Consider the following 20,835-nt stretch of genomic DNA (forward strand, 5'->3'; position numbering starts at 1 on the left):
TGATTGAATTGACTCCATTTCGTTTCATACATTTAGCAGACTGTCACTTAGATGCGCCTTATGCCACCAAGAATCAGAGGATCAGAAGGCTTCTGCTGGATGCAGCCTATGCATCATTTCAGAATGCAGTAGCACTGGCTCTGGAAGAACAGGTCCATGCTTTTCTGATTGCCGGAGACCTCTTCGATGAAAACTATCTGTCCTTTCGTGGTGAACGCATGCTGATGGAGAATCTAGCCCGTTTGGTTGAGGCGGGGATTAGTGTGATTTATGTGACAGGTAACCATGATCATGGGGGACCGGACTCCAAGGCCACGAACCTACTGTGGCCAGATATTCATGTTATAGATGATGCTTTCGAAGTGGTGGAGGTACAAAGGGGAGGAGAGCTAGTTGGTGTTGTCGGTGGAATGGGGCATAGCTCACCGAAAACCCTAGATAACCTAGCAGCAATGTTTCCCAAACTAGATTACGATGTGCCTACTGTAGGTCTGCTGCATTGTCAAGTGGCAGCTAGTGTGTCACCCAAAGAGCCCTATGCACCCTGTACCAGAAATGATCTTAAAGACAAAGGTTATGACTACTGGGCTTTGGGCCATATTCATAAACCACAGCAGGTTTTGGAACAACCCCTAGCTCACTATTCCGGTAGCCTGATCGGAAACAACCCCAAGGAGGATGGTCCCCGGGGTGTGCTATTGGTGGAACTAACAAAGGACTTTGGTCGGGTACAATTTGGACCTACGGCACCGATCCAATGGCTAAGACTAGAGCCGGATCTAAAAGATGTGACCAACTTTGCTCAGTTGATTGAGAGACTGCCAAGCCTAGTTCCCATTAAACCCGGTAAGTTACTGGTAAGAATCGAGTTTTCCGGGCCAAGCCCTTTAAGTCAGGAAATAAGAAGGGTGGCGGCTGATGCGGCGGAATGGGAGGATTTGGCTGAACAGATTACAGAATCAACTGGGGCCCTAGCTGTAGAGCTTAAGCTAGGCACATTAAGTGGCTTAAAGGACCCCGCGGAGTATAAAAATGCTCCCCATGTTTTGGCCGAAGCCCTCGCCATTTTCGAGGAGCTTGAGCGGAATCCGGAGGATGCTTTGGGATTGTTACCCAACCTAGCAGGAGTCCGGGAGGGTTTTGTGGATGAGGGGAATCGGAGGGAGTATCTAGTGGAACTGCTTTGTAACCTAGATCAAGAGTTGACCCTAAAAATGGTCAAGGAATGAGGGAAACATGCGGGTATCAGAGATTGAAATTGCAGCCTTTGGACTTTTTACTGATCTGAAGCTCTGCCTAAAGGACAGTAATCTGATCCTGATCCACGGCTCAAATGAGGCGGGTAAATCCACTCTGTTTGCTTTCCTCTCTACTATGCTCTATGGATTTTCTCCGGCTAATCAAGCTCAGCACCCTTATGTGCCATGGACTGGTGGTCGTCCTGAGGGTGCAGTGGAACTGGTCTTGGCCGATGGAAGTAGCTACCGGGTGGAACGAAACCTTGCCTCCCGTCCAGCGGGCACCTTGATTAAAGAAGGAAAGACCGTATCCCTTAGGAACCGGGCTGTCCCCTGGGTAGAGCAGATTCCTAAGGGGTTGTTTGAAGAGATCTATATGCTTACCCAAGCCCAAATGCAGTTATTTGGACCTAGAACCTGGGAGCAGATCGGTGATCAGCTGGTGACAGGGATTGGGACCAGTTTTCTAGAACCAGTCAGCAAGGTGGCCGAGGAGACCTTTAAAGAGGCTCGGAGCCTATGGCGGGAAGATCGACGCCGGAGTAAGTCCCGGGATCTCACAGAGAGAATCAAGGCCCTTAGAGAACAACGAAAAGAATTGGTAACCGTACAAGACGATTTGAGAAGAAATAATGCCGAAGAAGAAAGGATTCTGGGTCTGGCCCAGCGACTCCGCAAGGAAAGGGACGAGCTAACAGCTTTCCTGAAGGAGGCTGTTCATCTTCAACCGGCCTATGAGCAACTGCAGCGCATCGAACGGCTATCCGAGACACCGTGGAAAGAAGAAGTACAGTCTTTGCCACCGGAGATTGGGGATCGGTTTCAAGAGATTCTCAGGGAGCTAGAGACGGTCGAAGCACAGATGAAAACACTAGCAAGAGAGATTGAGGAGCTGCCACCCCTTGCACCGGTTTTAGGACAAGCCCTCGCCTTGGAAGAGGAGATTAGTACATTAAAACAGCAAGAACCTCTTTATGCTCAAAAGCAAGAGGACATGCAAAGGTTAGTCCAGGAAAGAACGATTCTCGAAGAGCAAATGGCTAGCTTGGAAAAGGCCTGTGGATCAAGCCTCACTGAGAGACTGGCCCTTGTGGAGCGGGAAGTCCTAGAAGGAATAATTGCTCGGATCAGGCAGCTTAATGGCAGTATTCACGGGGATGCAAAACCGAAAGGCTCTCTGGGCTGGCTATCCCTTGGACTAGCCATAATCCTTACGTTGTTGGGTGTTAGGTTATCTCCTTGGTTTTATCTGGGCTCGGTTCCCTTGTGGGGGTTTGCCGTGGGCAGGCTTTTGGTCTGGCGGGAGTGGCGAAAACGTACGGATTTGCTCATCCGGGCAAGGCGGGATGAGATTGTCCGCTTGGGCGCCCTTACCATGCTACCGGAGTCTGCCTGCGCGGATGAGACGATGCTAGATGAGATTCTACGACTCTATGATTGCTATGAGGAACACGTTTCCCAAACTTCAGCAATCAAGGAACTAGAGGAATTACTGGAATGCTTCACTTCTTCAATTAGTGGCGTTGGAAAGGGGCTTGGCTTGGAAGGTCCCCCTGCGGAACAACTGGTAAGGATGTGGCATCTTCTTGAACGGGCCAAAGAGGCTAAGCGGGAAAGCACCCTAATGAAGGAGCGCACGGCGCAAAAACGAGCGGTGCTTGCGGCACGACAGGACTACTTAAAGGAGCGGTATGCCCAGTATCAGGAGGTACTAGGTCGCATCGGTGAGGGTGATTTAGAGCAGGGTCTGCTCAAAGCCCAAAGGGTGCAAGCAGATTTACAGACCGCCACAGTGTTAACACAGCAGTTACAAGAATCGTACCATGATCTTGAGGAACTCCGCCGGAGGATCGCCCTAGGGGAACAGGAGGGCATCTTGTGCCCGTCCAAGGTAAGCAAGGCCCAGGAAAGGTTATCCGCCATTGAAAGGGACGGAGGTCTTTTGGATAGATGCAAGGAAGCCCTGGCCAAACTTGCCATAGAAAAGGCTAGCCTGGAAAGACATACGACCCTTGCAGAAGTAGATAGTGAGATCGCAGCCTGTATCGAAGAGTTACAGGAGACTGCTTTTATGCGGGATCGTCTCGAACTTACCGGAGCCATCTTACTTGAGGCAGAGCGGCGCTTTCGCGAAAAGCATCAACCAAGTGTACTGAAGATCGCCAGTTCTTACTTAGAGAAGATTACCCAGGGGCGATATACCCAAGTTTTCTTCGAAGAAGGTTCTCCTCCCCAACTGGTGGTGAGAAGGACCGGGATCTATGCCCCTATTCCCATTAAAAGCCTAAGCCAAGGGACCCAGGACCAGGTGCAGTTTTGCTTAAGGTTAGCGATTGCCGAGCATTTGGATGGGGCCCATGAACCATTGCCCATTTTCCTTGATGAGATCTTTGTTAACTGGGATCGGGCAAGGGTAATACAGGCTAAGTCATTGGTGAAAGAGGTTAGCAAAAAGCGACAGATCTTTATCTTCACGTGCCATGAGTGGTTTGCGGAGTTATTGACCAAAAATCTTCCGGTTTGTTCCATTAGTCTGGATCAAAGGATGGGGGTCGCTCAGAGCGAGGGATCGTAGCTACAAAGCATGCAAAAGATACGCAGCGGACAGGAATAAGTGTTATGATCAAGAATAGTTAAGCAGGATGAAAATCTAGCATCAGGGTGAGACCATGGAGTATGGTGAAGAGGGCTACACGTTAATGGAATTGATGATTGTGATCTCAGTGGCTAGTATTCTAGGGGCGATGATCCTCCTGGTAGTATACTCCGGTGCCTTGGTACCTAGGCAGATTACTAGTTGGTATGATAGTGAGAGAAATCTTGCTGTGGTGATGCGTGAGATCTCCTATGGCTTTATGGGTAAAGACGGTGCTTATCCTGGATTAATGCAGGCCAGTGAGGCGATGGTGCCTATGGATGGTGCAGGGATTTCCTACCGGGATTCGGAGGGGATAGAGGTCACCTACACTCTAGAATGGAATATACTGTATAGATCCTATGGTGAAGAGTGTGTTGCGGTATTATCCGATGTTGCTGCTGTTTCCTTTACCATTGATGAACAGGGACTGGTGGAGATTGTACTGGAGTTGAGCAAAGTGGGGAACAAACCGCTACGGGCTTTGCAGTACATTGCCCTGCGTAATGCCCAGGGAGGATGACCCCTATATGGAACATCGAGATGCGGGCTTTACCATTGTAGAGATTATGGTTGTCATTCTGTTGGTAGGGATCATCTTTCCACCAATGTATGCGTTAATCGGGACGATTAATCGCAGTATGCAGCTTACCTCCGACCAAGCCGAAGCTTATCGGTTAATCCAAAGTGTTGCCGACTACACCAAGAGTAAAGGCAAACTTCCCCCCCAGGATACCCTCAGAAATCTATCTTCAAGGCTTACGGTTGTGCTTACCACCGCCGAGACCGACCTTGAGGATCTACGGAAGACAACGATTACTATACAAAGACTTGAACGGGAGATTGCCTCCTACAGCTTTCTTTGGCGATCCTTCGAGTAGTAGTAATTCTCAATTAGATCCAGTAGTCTCCTCTAAGAAACGCAGTATGTCTAGGGCCTGGGGAGGGCAACCAGGCAAATGCTTAGGAAAGCTCCGGGTGCAGGACCCAATGCCGATTTGTGTACCCTTTTGTTTTTTGTATCCTTGCCCGATGACGATTCTCTGATTCTGGGGCCAAGGACCATGCCTTTTTTCATATCTGTGCAGGGCATGGAGCAGACTGCCGTAACAAGCAGAGCAGGCATCCTTTGCATCCACATATTTGCCAAGACGCTGATGTATGCGCGTGGACTGAGTATTATTGATTTGGCCTGGAGTACCAAACTCTTGTATTGTATAGTCTCGCGTACCAACTTGTAGCTTTTCGGCGAGCAGAATGTATTCTATCTCCGGGGGTTCATAGCCAAGGAGCCTTGCGGCGTAGGCATCGATGGCCACCGGATCGGTGCCACAGATGATCCGGTCCATGGCCACAGGGTTTCCACCTTCCTCGAAGGTAAGATCCCCGGCTAAGGCGTCAACCACAATGAGGTGCTGAGGGAGTAGTTTGTTTAAGAGGGCAATCGGTTGATGTAGGCCAAGGGTATGGAAGCGACGCTTTTCTCGATCGGGAATACATCCTTTAAGGTTTTTCAAAGCACAGGTAATTTTGGTTTGACAATGGGCTTTTAATACCGGCATATTGATTAGGAAATCTACTTCTAAGGGAGAGGTACAGACCTCGATCCAGGTATCACCGTCCATGAGCTTTCGGGTTGTATCCTTTTTTAGATCAACTAATGGTACTTGATAGTGTTGACTCAGTTCATTGTAGCCACATACTTCAAAGGCCCTTTTGGTGCTATCGCCTACCCAAGAGCCTTCCATGATCGAGATGTCTTTGACGCCGTGGTCTTGGAGGTACTCAATTAATGAGGCCACTAATCTAGGATCGGTGGTGGCTCCACTGTCCGCAGGCTTTGCCACCACGAGGTTTGGCTTGATTCCCACCTTAGTGGAAGGGTGGAGCTCCCTGCCGATTTCCATCTGATCTAGGATGTACCAGAGTCTTTCTTGAATCTGGTTGACGTCATAGTGCACTAGAATCTGTTCCATGGGATCCCCTCCTGTTTTAGCACTAGTCTAGCAAATGGAAGGGCGCAAAGCAAATAATCATGCCAGACTTTCGCTCTTTCCCCAGGGGTCTTAATATGGTATAGTTGTTCGTAGTTACGGTTAGTTACACTTTGCCGAAGGGGTGGCGCATGCATGGGCAAAACAGGGAGGCTAGTAAGCCTCGTATTGGTAGTGCTACTTCTCATGGTGGGAAGTAGTATGGCTGCTTTTCCAAAACCGATGGGGTATGTGAATGATTTTATTAACGTCATTGATCCTGTTAGTTATAAAGAGATGGAAATCATAGCCAAGAACCTAAAGGAGAGTCAAGGTATAGAGATTGCTGTGGTGACGGTCGCTTCCACCGATGGCATGACCGCGAAGGAATACGCTGTGGAGCTTTTTAATCAGTGGGGTATTGGTGGTAGCTCCTATGATACCGGGTTATTAATGCTGTTGGTGATTGGCGAGGAGGATGGCCGGGTACAGCGTGAGATCCAAGTGGAAGTTGGTTATGGCTTGGAAGGTGATTTACCCGACGGCAAAGTCGGTGCCATATTGGACAACTATGTGCTTCCGCATTTTTCTGAAGGGCAATACGGCAAGGGCCTGCTTGAGGGCATGAAAGCCTACGCGGGAGAACTGACAGGGGAAAGCTATGTAGTGGATACTGAGGAAAATGATGCGATCAAAACATTGATTAGCTTTTTTGTGATTGTGATCTTATTATTGATCTTCTCCCGTCGCACCCCCTTGATTATTGGACCTCGGGGTACCACTAGGGGAAGGCGCGGTGGGGGATACATGCCGCCTCCGAGGGGCCCAAGCGGTGGAGGGTTTGGCGGGTTCGGAGGAGGAAAAAGCGGTGGTGGAGGAGCCGGCCGCAAATTCTAGGGGAGGAATCAATTTGAAAAAGGGTCTTGTCATTGTTGGTATTGTTGTACTCATATTGGCTGTTGTGGTCATCGGTCAATACAATAGTCTAGTAAGTATGGAGACAAACGTGGATGCCCAGTGGGCCCAAGTGGAGAATCAATTCCAAAGACGGGCGGATCTGATTCCTAATCTGGTTAGCACGGTGAAGGGATTTGCCAGTCATGAGCAGGAGATTTTCCAGGAGATTGCCGAGGCCCGTAGTCGATTGCTAAGTGCCCAGGATCCACAAAGCCAGATGGAAGCAAATAATAGCCTGGATGCATCTTTGGGTCGTCTTCTTGCTATATCCGAGAATTACCCGACCTTGAAGGCAGATGCAAGCTTTATTCGCCTACAAGATGAACTTGCTGGTACGGAGAACAGGATCGCTTTTGAAAGAAAACGATATAACGAATCTGTGGAAAAGTGGAACCGCTCCATTCGCCGTTTTCCGATGGTGATTGTCGCCAACATGTTCGGTAAAGCACAGTATCCGTACTTCGAAGCTTCTGAACAGGCTAAGAGTGTGCCGCAGGTGGAGTTTTAGTTAATAGGGCAATAGTTTGGCAGTATTTAGTCGAGTTCAAGCCTAGAGATGACCAGGTTAGGTCATCTCTAGGCTCCCGCTAATAAGCCTTTGAGTCAGTGACTCTGTCTCCTACCTAAGAACATATCCACGGAGGGGTTAGCGATGAGGTTAGGTATTTGCTGTGACGCAGACCAGGCAAAATGGGCCCAGCGTATCGGATATGAATTTGTGGAGTTAAGTGCTACTCGCTACCTTTCGGGAACCCGAGAAGATTTCGAGTCTCTTTATGAACAGTTGGAAGCCGCAAGCATTAGAGTTGATGCCTTCAATTGCTTTCTTCCAGGGGATCTTAAGATTGCCGGTCCTAGCCGGGACTTACCGGTAATTGAGGCCTATTTGAATTTGGTCCTTCCTCGGGCTAAGGCCTTAGGTGCCGAGCTGATTGTCTTTGGCAGTGGCGGAGCTCGCTCGTACCCGGAAGGGTTTCCACAGGATGAGGCCATGGAACAGATTAAGGAGTTTTTAGCCATGGTGGGTCGGTACGCGAACTTCAATGACCTTTTGATTTGCCTTGAGCCCCTACAGAGTAAGGAATGTAATACAATTAACACCCTCAGGGAGGCCTCTGCGTTAATCCAAGATGTGGGAGAACCATCACTTAGGTTGACCCTGGACTTGTGGCATATGCATGAAGAAGGGGAATCATATGAGGTCATAGGTGAAGTTGCTAATGCTTTGCATCATGTTCATGCGGCTGATACGAATCGATTGTACCCAGGTAGTGGCTCCTACGATTTTCGGGCGATGTTCAGGAATCTTAGGGAAACCGGCTATGCACAAAGGATTTCATGCGAGTTTTCTGTCTCAGATTTTAACCATGATGCTGCATGTGCCTACGCTTTCCTAACAAAGATGCTGCAAGAGTAAAGGACATTGGGAGTAACTTAAGGAGGTGCGGCGCAACGGAGGGTCTGCTAGCTCCTTCGCTGCGTTACGATTTAATGAAATTGCCTAATCATCATAATCACACAGGTAACCATAATTTTTCCTATTGTGCGGAACCAGATCTGTACTTAGAGTGGTACGAAGAACACCAGGAACTGTGGTCCCAGGTTGCCATCACAGACCATGCTTTTGCAATTGCTTTCCCCAAGGATATTGCTTGGGGATTCCGGTGGCATACCGATCCTTCGTATTTTGAGGAGTACCGGGAGTACCGGTTGGATAAAATGAAGCAGTACTTAGATATGTTATCTAGACTAGACCGACGCAAGTTTATCCCTGGTATAGAGCTTGAGGTGACCAGTCGAGGAGAGCTTACGGTGGATGAGGAGTATATCCCTCACTTCGAGATTATTCTGGGCGCTGTGCACTATCTGCCCGGCGAGGACGAAGAGGAGATCATCGCATCATTTACAGAGCAGGTTACAGCCCTGATGGAGCATCCCATAGATATCTTGGCCCATCCTTTCCGCATTTTGGAGCGTAAAATCAGTGACATTCCCCCTTGGCTTATCGATTTTGTGGTGACGAGGGCCACCGAGGCTAACGTGGCCTTGGAGCTGAATTCCCATAAGATCAGTCCCTATGATGAGACTCTCGTCGCGCGGACCTTAAAACAGGGGGGGAAGGTCGCCATCGGCACCGATACTCATGCGCGATATGAGTTTCTTGATGCATCCTACCATTTGGATTTGTGCCGAAAGCTAGGTATTGGTCCGCAGGACATATTCATCAAGTAACCAAGGATTCGTCTACAAGTCCAGACTACACATTGTCTTAATCAGCGGTGGAAATTGATCGGGAATCAATGAGATGGGGCTGATTTCCCGATAGGACTGGCGAATAGGGAGATGGCTCTTTTGTCCGCCCGGCTTTTGGACTTCCAAATTTGGTCTTTCGTTGACATTGCCCGAGACGGTGAAAAGTCGGATTCTACCGGATGTGACATATGGAAGGGCTTATCTCCCTACCGCAGATGTCGATCCATGAACTTGAGGAACTGTTGCCAATCAAAACGACTAAGAAAATGGGTACCAGCCCTTAGGTGATAACCGATCTCCCCTTCATGGAGGGAAACACCCGGTTCGGGGAAGCGGCCTTCGTGGACGAGTCCCCGTAGTCCCAGAAGTTGATATGCTTTACTCGCGGCCATCGCAGAGAGAAACTCACTTTTGGGGTCTGCCCACAGGTCTTCCACGGCACTGGCTACATAAACCGGCCGGGGTGCCATGGCAGCAACCAGTTGATGTTGATCGAAGGGCAACTGGGCTTCCCGTCCTTGGTACTGATGATAGTTCGCACAGAACCAGTGGGGAAAGCTGGTCACGATATTTGCTATTTGTTCCCCTGTTTTGCCCCTGCTAATGGCAGCCCCGCTGCAGCCGGAATTATTAGCTACTGCTGCACAGAAGCGCTCATCTTGCACTGCAGCCCAAAGGGCGGTCTTTCCCAAACGGGAGTGACCGACGCTGAAGATTCGCCGTTTGTCCACTTGATCTAATGTTAAAACATGATCTAGAACGCGGCTGGCCGCCCACGCCCACATGGAGATCTTGCCCCATTCATGCTTGGCACCATCGCGGGGATACATTGCCGCCAGACCAGAGCCAAAACCATCGGCCCGATCCTTTGTAACATCCTGATAGCAGAAAGTAGCCAGTGCGTAGCCACTGTCGACGATTTCCTCGATGGGAGCATATTTGCCTATGGGATACTCGGTAAAGGAAATATAAATGGCCAATGGTAGTTGTTCTTCAATGTAGGGCAGGACCAGATGCACTGGAAAGGAAAACATTCCCTTGGGTGTCTGAAACTGAAGGGCGATCTCTTTATGTATTGCTTTCCCTGCCCAAGCTCGCTCTTCAATCTGCTTGGTCTCAGCGTGTACAGTTGCCGGCGGCTGTGGCATACGGCCATACACTTCCTCCTGAAAGAGTGCAAATAACTCATCTCGCCGTTTTGGCCAGTCTTGGGCTGTAGTATCTGGTGCTAATACCCTAGGCAGCTTTCGCCGCTCAAGTTCCTTAAAAGGCATCTCTCATTCCCTCCTCGGTTCTGTGGTTCTCAACGAATCTTCCTACGGGACTGTATTTGATCCTTTGCTGGTTAAGAGTTTAGGATGGGAAATAATCCATGTGTTCGTTACTGAAGGTCCTCCTTACTGATAGAAGTTCCTTAGGCCCTGGGGCGGTTACCCAGGGCCTTTGACTCAGTTCCTTTCACTAGATAGGTTCCATTTACGGGCAGAGACAGCAATCCAGAGGATAGCAAGGATTGCTGCTAAGGTATCGGCGATGGGTACCGCATACCAACATGCTTCCAGGGAATGATGGGAGAGTAAGTAAGCCATCAAGGGTAAAACGAAGATCACCTGGCGGAGGAGAGACAGGACTAGGCTAGGTAGCCCTCGGCCCACCGCCTGAAAGGTGGCGGAAATGATCATGAACAATCCAACAAAGTGCATGGCTAAGGTCATCCGGCGTAGGGCGGGGATCCCGATACCAGTCAGGGCCTCATCGGAATTAAATAGCTGTAGCAGTTGCCTGGGAAACAGCTGAAAGGCTAGAAGACCGGCCGTTGCCATGACTAAGGCAGCTACTGTTGCTTTCCAGATGGCCTCTTTTACTCGTTTCTGGTCTTGTTTTCCATAGTTGTATCCAACAATAGGTGTGAGCCCTTGGTTTAGTCCGGCGATGGGCATCATAATGAAACTCTGTAGTCGGAAATACACCCCCACTGCAGCAATGGCCAAAGGTTCGATGCTTCCCACCAACTTGTTCATACCAGCTACGGCGATACTTCCGAGCAATTGGAAAGCAATAGTGGGAAGGCCCACCTGGTACAACTCCCACAGGATTCGGGGTGAAAAATGGTAACCACGGAAATCAGGAATGATGTCATTTTCCCTTTGGAAAAGCAAGTAAACAAGGAATAACCCTGAGATGATTTTGGCTAAGATAGTGGCGTAGGCCGCACCCTTAACCCCTAAGGTAGGGAAGGGGCCCAAACCAAAAATGAGAAAAGGATCAAATAGGATATTAAGTCCTGCCCCGAGGAGAAGAACTAACATGGGGTAAAAGGTATTCCCCTGTCCCCGCAGAATGTTGTTTGAGCAGACGGGGAAATACAGCCCGATAGAACCAACGAAGATGATCCGTAAATAATCTGCGGCCTGACTGGCGATTCCGGGATCATCCACAAAGAAATGGGCCATGGGTTTGGCGAGGAAAAACCCCAAAAGGGCGGTCAGTGCTCCATAGACAAAACAGAGAATTAAGGTATGCTCTGCAGCTAGTTTGGCGTCCTGTTTATTGCCTTGTCCCAGATACCGGGAGATCAACGATGTGGCACCAATACCAGTCCCCACTGCGATGGCAATAATGATCATCTGCATCGGAAAGGCGGCAGAAACGGCGGTTAACCCCTCACTACTATAGCGACCCACAAAGATCGAATCAACAATATTGTACAGGGCCTGGGTGGCCATACCCACAACTCCGGGCACGGAAAGACTCCATAGTAGCTTTCCGATGGATTCTTTCCCGAGCCGATGGGCTCCTTTGGTCTGATTGTTTCCCATATTAACGACTTCCTTTTCTACTGTATCTGTTGGTCTCCTTGCCACTGGGCCAATTGACGCAAGGCCTTCAGTTTGTCCGAACGGTCGATCTTGCTTGCAGCCACCGCTTCTTGGAGCATATTAATCGAGTAATCGTAGTCATCCCGGTTAACAGGGAAAGGATAGCCATCTTTACCTCCGTGGGCAAAGGCGTAGCGTACGGGGTCCTTGAAACTTGCCGATGCCCCATAGGCGACCTCCGCCACCATGGCTAGGGCCCGTATTGTACTCGGCCCAACGCCGGGAAGGGCTAGGAGCTGCTCAAAGTCTTTCGGTGCCTGTTCATAGGCCTGGTCCAGTACCTTGAGCAAATGCTTGGTGTGGGGGATGGCGTGATTAGCTCCGAGGACAAAACCCGTTGTGTTCAGGGTAGCTAGGTTCTTCAATTTGGTCTCCTCTGGGTTGGGTTCAAAGAGTGATAGCTGGGTGCCGATTGCAGGCTGCTTCTTCCTGCTCTTTTGCATCAAGGACAACTCAGCTAATACTGTCTGGGGTTTCTCCCTGGTCAGAGTGGTTATTGCTGTTCTTGCCCTTTGGCTTTCCCGTGCGACCATGTTCAGGATGTGGTCAGAACGGTCATCGCAACAGATCGCCTTGTGGGGTTCGGAGACGAAGTCTGTCATGTCGGTACTAAGCCAATGGTATCTTCGCGCTAGCCTGTTTCTTGGGTTCATGCCCTGTTGCACCACGGCCCAGTCTCCATCTCGGGTGAAGACGAAAAGATGATGATAGATCTGATACCCGTCCTGCAATGCAGCACTGTCCACTTTGGCAGCTAGTCTACTTGCATACTGCAAAGCGGATGCATCTACGGTTAGACTGTGCTCATCTGCCAGGGAGATAATCTCCTTTGGAGTAGCCCGGGATGCTCTTCCCTTACCACCCGCGAGGTACAGATCCAGGCAGTCATTCTTCAGGCCCTCCTTTAGAGCGCCACAGACTGTGGTGGTAAGGCCCGATGAGTGCCAATCAAAGCCGAGGACACAACCAAAGGCCTGAAACCAGAAAGGATCAGCTAACCGCCTGAGGACTTCTTGGGAACCGAACTCTTGAACAACAACTTCAATAATGAGCGGTGCCAGTTTCTTCATCCGTTCAAAAAGCCACGGAGGGCACTTGCCACCATGGAGCGGAAGATCAGTATAGCCTGTACGCACAAGTATTTACAGACATGGTCGGGTCGATGACCACTCTGTTTCCCTCCTCTGAATCAATTTACGACAAGTCACATTTAGACCTGCGTGCAGCAATGTCATTCGATTGGGTCATAATGAAGGCGGCAATCACCGCAATCACAATGAGTAGCGGCAGGGCAGAGACGAAAATAGCGCCCCGGAGGGTCTTCATATCGGCAATGGCCCCCACAAGTGGGGTGAACCCGATCACACCTACATTACCGAGGGCGGTGGCCATGTTAGTTGCCCGATCACCAAAGGAGGCAAATTGCTTGCTAATCAAAGACATAATACCCGGATAGATACCCGCAAGGGCCAAGGCTGTCCCGGCGAACGCGATTAGTACCCAAAGCAGTGAGCTAGCCTGGGAAGCGATCATGGTACAGACAAAGGCCACTCCACAGGCAAAGGAAACAAAGGATTGTTCGGAGAAAAAGGGCAATAGCCAACCGGCTAGTAAGCGGCCGAGAAACATAAATACCCAGAAGATGGTCACGATCTGATAGCCGATACCATGTTCAAAAACATCCAGGATGTACTTACTACTCCAAGTACTCAAAGCACCTTCAGTGGCCACATAGGACGTGAGGGCAAGGCACCAGAAATAGAAAGCAGCTGGTAAAGGACGAAAAGGTTTGCCATTAGGGGTGTCCTCTTTCGGTGCGGGCGCTTCGGAGCCAAGCAATAGCAAAACCCCGGTGGCGGTGCACAGGGCGAGCAACCGATAGGCAAGTCGCCAGCCATGGCCATGGGCCAGCAGGCTGCCAATCATTAGCGGACCCAAGACGACCCCCAGTCCGAAGGCACTGTATAACCAGGATAGATATCGTGATTGATGGGGCGCGGTTCGGCGAGTTGTCTGAGCTGTCAATCCAGCGAACAACAAGCCGTTGGTGGCTCCCACAAGTCCGTACAGAACATAGGCCACAGGAAGACTGTTGTTTAGGCTAAATACTAGCAGTACGAGACTCCGCAGGAGGGTTATACCGGTCAGTCCCTTCTTCGCCCCGTAGCGGCGGACTACCCATTCAGCCAAGAACACTCCCGGGAAGGTACCAAGGCTATAGGCAGAGGCTAAGAAACCAATGCCCACTTTATCTGAATCAAAGGTATCGATGAGGGTATCTACACAAGGACCATGGGCCACAAGCACCATTCCTGCCGTGAGCATGGCTAGAAAGTACAGGTATAGTTCTCGTTTCTGGTTTACCAAGATCATCACCCTTAGAAAGCCCAAAAGGGCAAAGCGTTAACGAAATGGTGCCCCAGGGCAATTAGACGTTAAAACGGAAATGAATGATGTCACCATCTTGCACGGTATATTCCTTACCCTCAAGACGTAGTAGTCCCGCCTTGCGCAGCTCGGTGAGGTTGCCTTTACTTATGAAGGTATCAAAACCCACCACCTCGGCCCGGATAAAGCCCCGGGCAATGTCCGAATGGATCTTCCCAGCAGCCTCCAGGGCGGTTTCCCCTTTGGTGATCGTCCAGGCCTTAACCTCATCCTCACCCACGGTAAAAAAGGAGATTAGTCCCATATTGCCATAGATCGTCCGGGCAAGACGATGAATACCCGGTTCACTAATCCCTGCATCTTCCATGAAAGCTTGCTGCTCTTCCGGATCTAATTCGGCAATCTCCTTCTCAAGCTGTCCCAGGATGCTGATCAGGGGAATGCTTAAGCTTTTGCACCAGTCAACTACTTCATCTTCGGCTGCATCGTTTTCTTCGTCAGTATTGACGACCACGATCAGTGGTTTCATCGTTAGAAGGGCATAGTTTCTTAAAACCGTCTGCTCTTCTTCATTAAAGGTGAGATTAAACAGGGGTTGTTCCGACTCCAAAGCCTGTTTGCACTTACTTAATAGGGGCAATTCCTTCTCCCAAATGGCCCGCTTACGGGGGTTCTTTTCAGCTTGGCCCCTAGTAATGCGGGTTTCTATTAACTGCCAATCGGCGAGGATAATTTCAGAGAACACCTGTTTGGCATCCCGGAGGCCTGAAACACTACCTTCAACATGGGGTACATGGGGGGCGCTAAACTGACGCACGATATGGACGAGGACATCCATATCCTGTAGTTGGGTAAAGATCTTCTCCTGATTCTGACTAGTGAGCCCAGGGAAGTCGACTAACGTAATCTGGGCGTAACTAGTTTTTGCCGGCTTGAAGATCTGGCTTAGTTTCTCCACTCGGGGATCAAAGACCCTTGCCACGGCGATATCTGAAGCACCTTTCTTGCTTTGACTGGTTGCCAAGGAATCAAACACAGTCGTCTTGCCCACTTGGGGCAGTCCAATAAGACCAACCTGCATGTGCTGTGAAACCTCTTTTCTTTTGATAGTGACCACTAGATATCTTAACATAACAAGGACTGCTTTGCTATCCTAGGCCAGACTTTGTATAAGTTAGCGCGTCAGGCTACTCTCACTGGGGTTTTATGTGATACATGAAGGGCAACGTTTTCAGTCATATCGACGGTCTCTATATTGGGCCCACAAAGAAGTTCTATCATTAGACTTGTCTAGCTTTGTTTTCCTTCACATACGGGCCAAATTTCTGGGTTTCACGAGACCGAGACTTCTGTGCGGTGTGCTATTGGACACCAGGTGTAGTAACAGTACTAAGGGTTGTCAAACTGCGTGCAGACAAAGCTTCGCGAAAAGAAGTCCTAGAGTTTACAGCTCTAGAAGGTCGCACGAGTTGAGGTGTTACAAACTCACTGGGTAGCGGTTGGGATAGTGAGAAGGATGTCCAGGCACAGAAAAGGCCTGACACATGCGCCCGAAAAAAGGTCATAATGTTACGTACATCTACGACTAAACACCAGATAATCCCCTCAGAACAAGGGTCTGGGGAAGCTAATGACTGCAGACCAACTTGTCTGGAAGCTGGTAAATTGTTTGGACGAATTCTCTGATGAAATCTGATGAAAAAGGTAGAAATAGGGAGCCAATTCGCACATAATCAACCGAGTTGGGGTAAAGCCGCTGCCCGAGAATATTGTTTTTCACAGGGGTCTTTGATACATTAACGATAATAACGTTGCATACAATAATCGGGTTATAGACTATCTGTACTAGTTGGTTGCATATACCAAACTGGATTATTAAAGGTATCTTGTCGTTACATTTGTATGAGGATGAGTAAAGGGTTTTTCAGCTAAGCAGAATGTATCGGTGTACGCTGTGGCACTATGAGCAAATCGGCAATCCTATGAAACGTATCGAATACTTAGTTTACGCTGAATCTCGATTACATAAGACGCGGCACAGCTCGACCAAGAACAAATGACTAGTAGCCTCAAGAAAGCAAAGGTGATTACCATACTAGTCTAGTAGCAACTGAGCAGGTTTGACTTGTGACTTTATCTTATATCTGATCTAGGACGGGCGCAAAATGATGTAACGATCGGTCCATGGGCGAGCTGACACTGTAAACCAAGCTAGCTTGCAGACTCGTACTTGGAAGAATACTCCACGGCGTAGTTGGGTTGAATTCATTCTATGCTTCTGGGAGCTAAAACGATTCTTACTTTGCTTTTGAAGAGGCTAATCCAGGTATTGAGGTGGAACTGCGACCTGGGTCAAAGAGAGATCAGTTCATTGCGGCATTCGCTGGTGGAGTAGCCCCGGATGTGTTTGTGATCGGTTCAGGGATCCCTGGATACGCCCAGAACCATATGATTAGCCCCATTACATCCTCTGTGCAAGAAGACGGATTCAGCGCAACTGATTTCTTTCCGGCTGGCTGGATGGAGGTGCAGTGGAAGGGTGATGTCTGGGCGTTACCACTAACGCTAGATCCGAACTTTGCCTTGCTTGGCAATCGCCGATTACTGGAGGAGGCGGGGTTACCAGGAGAGACTTTGCCGACAACTATTGCGGTTCTAGATAACCATATTCATCGCTTGACACAACTAGATGCCGATGGCCGTGCCCCGAGATTGGGATGTCAGTCTGGGATAACGCGTGGGGTCAGCTAAACAACCTATATACGTGGGGCTGGGCATTTGGAGGAGCCTTCTACGATGTGGTGAGCGATACGGCGACTTTGACCGATCCTCAGGTAGTCAAAGCCCTTGAATGGTTAGCCGATCACTATAACCGGTATGTTATGACACTTGCGGGTAAGAATCCGTCCTTCGTTAGGCGCTTTATAGACGAAGATGAAGTCATGATTACTGCCCATACTGAAGTCATTGGCGAGGTGCTTAACTTCAATCCGGAGATCAAGTTGACCCTTGGGATCATGCCTCACGAGGCAGGAGTTGGTCCAGAGAATCCGGCTTGGGTTGGCGGATGGCGCATTGTACTTGTCGAAGGAAGTCAGTATACCGAGGAGGCATGGAAACTGATCAGGTTTTTGGCCGCCGATCCTGTGGGAACAGGTGTCTTTGGGGTGACCGCCAGTCAATACCCGGGGTATCGGTATTCAAATGCCTATGATCAGTTCAAGATGGATCCGATTCGAGGTTTCTTTGCCCAAATACTCGAGGCCGCTCAACGGGTTCGTCCTGTGACTACGCAGTCGGATGTGTTTACCAGGGAAATCCAAGCCTTGGTGCGTCCAGTCTATGCGGGGGAGAAGTCACCGCAAGCTGCATTGGCAGAGGCTAATCGTCGCATTAATCAGGCGCTTCATGATGCACGATAAACCATAGGCGCGGAGAAATCACGGTCACCATAGTCTCAACAAGGTGATCGTGATTTCCTTAGTACTGAAGCATAGGTGGCTGTCACCGTTGTCTTAGTTGACAGGAAAGCGAAATGTGATGCCTGGTTGATACAATACCGCGTCTGCATCTTCGCTTCAGAGTGATAGTCTGTGATGAACAGGCTAGAGACTCTCCACGTGGTTTCGTTCATCGGTTGAATAGGAGGGTTACCTATGTTCATAGATTACTTTCAAGACAGTGCCCTTTGCCGGATACTGGAGTTGTTTCTGATTGTTGTAGTTTTAACTACGGGGTGTCCCGCGATGGCCAAAACGCTGTTTCAGACGGGTATTAATACATACGATCCACGAATTGACCTGAGAACCGATGGGGTCATGGTACATAAACATGGCCTGATAACTCCGCCTGTATCCTATACCCTAAGGGATTGGAAATCAATCGGCAACTATCTTGTCTACCGCATGTGGCTTATCGGGTCAGATGCTGGCCAGAGCTTTACCCGGGGCGAGTACGACGGACATGAATATCCGGAGGCAATTGAGACTGGCCGAGTGGGAAATCATTTTGCAGTAGGCAGCCGTCCATATATGGTACCAACTACCGCCTGGAACGAGTATATGCGTCGCATTACCCGTGAATCCATCGATGCCGGTGTCGTTGGAGTTGTCCCAGAGGAGCCGCTGGCCCATGCCGCAGCGGGATACAGTCCGGCCTTTCAGCTAGCATGGGAAGACTTCTATGGCGAGCCTTGGCAACCACCGCACAGTTCACGCGATGCCTTTTGGAAGAAGTCCAAGCTGCAGAGTCATCTTTACCTGGAGACAGTCAAAGCGGTTATTGATGAAGCTAAAACATGCAGCAACGGCGAGACAGAAGTCCTTCTTCCGACGCACAGCCTCATCAGTCATGCGGCAGGTCAGATGATTTTCCCCAGTGGGGCTGCCGCGAGGTTACCCGGTCTTGATGGCATTATCGGACAAGTATGGACGGGTCCAATTAGCTGGTCCCTTGGTGTTTATGCGGGCAACCGCCTCACTCGGGATAATGGTTTCTTTGATTCGGCTTGGCTTCTGTATAGCTACTTTGCTAACCTAACCCGTGACAGTGAAAAACAGATGTTTCTACTAGGTGATCCGGTTGAAGACGATCCACAATATCGTTGGGAACAGTATCATCTGTGGTACAATCAGACACTTGTTGCCATGCTCATGTTTTCTGATGTCTTTGGATACCAGGTTATGCCTTGGCCGGAGCGGGTTTTTCTACCAGGCTATGGTACCGGAGGAGGAAGTCCAGGTCCAGCTGAGTACCGTACCCAACTCATGGTCAATTTCCAGGCTCTTAGCGATATGGAAAATCAAGAAGAGATCCATTGGCAGGGAGGAACGGAGGGAATTGGTGTTTTGGTGGGCGACACGATGGTATGGCAGCGTGGAGGCCCAGAAGGCTCGGGCATGGAATCCTTCCACGGTCTGGTCTTACCTTTGCTGAGGCAAGGCATCCCCGTTCAAGTGCTCCCAGTCGAACGGATTATAGATCAGGGTTATCTTGATCCATTTCGTTTGCTTTTGGTTAGCTACGACATGTGGAAACCGCTCGATCCAGCCTCTCATGTTGCTTTGAGACAATGGGTTCAACAAGGGGGGATTTTGGTATTCTTTGATGGAAATGACGCATATAACCAAGTAGATGAATGGTGGCGTCAAGCCGGGTACCATGCTCCGGTGGAACACCTCTTTGAACAGTTAGGCATTCCGGTGGAACGGCAAAGTCGCGCAAGTGTTAAGCCCCAGGAGAGCATGGGGTGGCAGGAAGTGCTCCGTTCTGAGGCGGACTATCATAACTTGGAGAACATGAAGACCTACTCTATCGATTTGGCGCCTTTTCTGCCTGCGGATCAGATTCTTGTGCGGCTTGAGGACGGTTCCAAGCAGGATGGCTGGGGACCCTTTCTTGAATCAGTCACCCTTGACTACGAGACGACTGATGGTACGAAACAAAGTATTTCATTTAAGGCCAATGGAGGGCCAGAAGAGGCCAAGTATCTTGTGGAGGTCATTTCGCCGGGTGGTGTGAATCCAGGTCGTAGGTTTGCCGATGCTACAGGCTCCTTCACCTATGCTTTCCCTGTTTCAAATGTGAAATCCGGGAAGCTAGAGATGAGGGTAGGAAATAACTTCGTGATCAAAGTACAAACGGAACAGCAAGAAAACGTGTTAGTTGGGACCGGTGGTATGCCGAGTAGTCTTCTTACGACCCTTGACAGTTTGTTGGTCGGCCAAGAGGTACCCGTTACCAGTTATGCTTTTGATGGTGAGAACAGCTCTACTTATCAAAGGCAAGTTGGCCAAGGATACTTCGTGTACATCGGTGTCCCCTCGGCTCTTTTTGCAAGAACAATGGACGGGGCTAACTTCATTTGCTTATTATCGTCCTACGCGGTAGAGCAGTTGGGAGGAGGGGAATATCGAGAAGAGGGCACCATGGTTCTTAGAAGAGGCTCCTACTGGATTGCTCATGCTCTTACTGGAGAGCATCGGTTGACCGGGCAGTTCGTAGATTTACTGGACCCGTGTCTTTCGGTAGCAAGTGAATTTGTTCTATCCGAGGGTGAATCGGCGCTGCTTTACGACGTTACGGATCTTCTCGAAGGAGTGACACCCCGTGTTCTTTACGGCAGTCGGGAGTTGCTCAAGACGGAGACTACCGGCGAGCAAACCTATGTGGTGAGTGCAGGGCCTTGGCAAACACCCGGTGTGGTCCGCTTGTATGCTGGCAATCGAAAGCCCGAAAAGGTGACTGCTTACGCCATGCGTGGTTTTGGTCGTCGACTAGAGGCGGAGGAGATCGAGGACCTATCACCGTGGATTGCGAAGCTAGAGGCGGGCGAGATGCAACAAACATCAGCTAAGTGGGCTTGGGACGAGGCATCCCGAACCTTTCACATCGAATTTGAACAGTGGCATAGTGGTGTACTGATTGTGGTTGACTGGGAATACTGAAGTTGCTTTCGCGGTTTCTATTTGCCAAGTCCAGGTGAAAACCTCGTGTAGAGATGACTACTAGCT

The 20,835-nt window shown here is 49.7% G+C and carries 15 protein-coding genes and 1 pseudogene; 10 read left to right on the forward strand and 6 right to left on the reverse strand.

Annotated features, from left to right (window positions below; genetic code table 11):
* Positions 1-8 precede the first annotated feature (8 nt).
* The 4 genes from M0Q40_01015 to M0Q40_01030 all read left to right on the forward strand — a co-directional run bounded on the left by M0Q40_01015 (position 9) and on the right by M0Q40_01030 (position 4,754).
* Positions 9-1,229 (forward strand): DNA repair exonuclease, encoded by a 1,221-nt coding sequence (locus tag M0Q40_01015; GenBank protein MCK9221201.1) that lies wholly within the window; start codon positions 9-11, stop codon positions 1,227-1,229.
* A gap of 7 nt (positions 1,230-1,236) precedes the next feature.
* On the forward strand, positions 1,237-3,813 hold the full coding sequence (locus M0Q40_01020) for an AAA family ATPase (protein ID MCK9221202.1): 2,577 nt from the start codon (positions 1,237-1,239) through the stop codon (positions 3,811-3,813).
* A gap of 94 nt (positions 3,814-3,907) precedes the next feature.
* On the forward strand, positions 3,908-4,396 hold the full coding sequence (locus M0Q40_01025) for a prepilin-type N-terminal cleavage/methylation domain-containing protein (protein MCK9221203.1): 489 nt from the start codon (positions 3,908-3,910) through the stop codon (positions 4,394-4,396).
* Between the two features lie 7 nt (positions 4,397-4,403).
* On the forward strand, positions 4,404-4,754 hold the full coding sequence (locus M0Q40_01030; protein MCK9221204.1) for a prepilin-type N-terminal cleavage/methylation domain-containing protein: 351 nt from the start codon (positions 4,404-4,406) through the stop codon (positions 4,752-4,754).
* A gap of 9 nt (positions 4,755-4,763) precedes the next feature.
* Here M0Q40_01030 and M0Q40_01035 read toward each other — a convergent pair whose 3' ends face one another.
* Positions 4,764-5,849 (reverse strand): DUF362 domain-containing protein, encoded by a 1,086-nt coding sequence (locus M0Q40_01035; protein MCK9221205.1) that lies wholly within the window; start codon positions 5,847-5,849, stop codon positions 4,764-4,766.
* 153 nt (positions 5,850-6,002) lie between these two features.
* Between M0Q40_01035 and M0Q40_01040 the strand changes: the two genes are divergently transcribed.
* From M0Q40_01040 to M0Q40_01055, 4 genes are all read left to right on the forward strand, one after another.
* Positions 6,003-6,743, forward strand: a complete 741-nt coding sequence (locus M0Q40_01040; GenBank protein ID MCK9221206.1) for a TPM domain-containing protein — start codon at positions 6,003-6,005, stop codon at positions 6,741-6,743.
* A 13-nt stretch (positions 6,744-6,756) separates the two neighbouring features.
* The gene (locus M0Q40_01045; protein MCK9221207.1) at positions 6,757-7,311 is read left to right on the forward strand and encodes a LemA family protein; all 555 of its coding nucleotides are present in this window, start codon (positions 6,757-6,759) and stop codon (positions 7,309-7,311) included.
* Positions 7,312-7,455: 144 nt separating this feature from the next.
* Entirely contained in the window at positions 7,456-8,220 is a 765-nt protein-coding gene (locus M0Q40_01050; protein MCK9221208.1) for a sugar phosphate isomerase/epimerase, read from the forward strand.
* Between the two features lie 80 nt (positions 8,221-8,300).
* Entirely contained in the window at positions 8,301-9,035 is a 735-nt protein-coding gene (locus M0Q40_01055; protein ID MCK9221209.1) for a hypothetical protein, read from the forward strand.
* A 227-nt stretch (positions 9,036-9,262) separates the two neighbouring features.
* Here M0Q40_01055 and M0Q40_01060 read toward each other — a convergent pair whose 3' ends face one another.
* From M0Q40_01060 to M0Q40_01080, 5 genes are all read right to left on the reverse strand, one after another.
* Positions 9,263-10,330: an acetylxylan esterase gene (locus M0Q40_01060; protein ID MCK9221210.1), complete on the reverse strand. Its 1,068-nt coding sequence runs from the start codon at positions 10,328-10,330 to the stop codon at positions 9,263-9,265.
* Positions 10,331-10,504: 174 nt separating this feature from the next.
* A complete protein-coding gene (locus tag M0Q40_01065; protein ID MCK9221211.1) occupies positions 10,505-11,875 on the reverse strand; it encodes an MATE family efflux transporter in 1,371 nt (456 codons plus the stop codon).
* Positions 11,876-11,892: 17 nt separating this feature from the next.
* Entirely contained in the window at positions 11,893-13,071 is a 1,179-nt protein-coding gene (locus M0Q40_01070; protein MCK9221212.1) for a DUF763 domain-containing protein, read from the reverse strand.
* 58 nt (positions 13,072-13,129) lie between these two features.
* The gene (locus M0Q40_01075) at positions 13,130-14,302 is read right to left on the reverse strand and encodes an MFS transporter (GenBank protein ID MCK9221213.1); all 1,173 of its coding nucleotides are present in this window, start codon (positions 14,300-14,302) and stop codon (positions 13,130-13,132) included.
* Positions 14,303-14,363: 61 nt separating this feature from the next.
* Positions 14,364-15,455, reverse strand: a complete 1,092-nt coding sequence (locus tag M0Q40_01080) for a YchF family ATPase (GenBank protein MCK9221214.1) — start codon at positions 15,453-15,455, stop codon at positions 14,364-14,366.
* A gap of 1,202 nt (positions 15,456-16,657) precedes the next feature.
* On the opposite strand from M0Q40_01080, the pseudogene M0Q40_01085 reads away from it, so the two are divergent.
* Both M0Q40_01085 and M0Q40_01090 read left to right on the forward strand, forming a co-directional pair.
* A pseudogene (locus M0Q40_01085) lies at positions 16,658-17,745 on the forward strand (extracellular solute-binding protein).
* Positions 17,746-17,979: 234 nt separating this feature from the next.
* Positions 17,980-20,769 carry a hypothetical protein gene (locus M0Q40_01090; GenBank protein MCK9221215.1) on the forward strand — a complete coding sequence of 930 codons (2,790 nt, stop codon included), beginning with the start codon at positions 17,980-17,982 and terminating at the stop codon, positions 20,767-20,769.
* The last annotated feature ends 66 nt before the right edge of the window (positions 20,770-20,835 follow it).

Source organism: Limnochordia bacterium (assembly GCA_023230925.1).
Taxonomy (GTDB): Bacteria; Bacillota; Limnochordia; order DUMW01; family DUMW01; genus JALNWK01.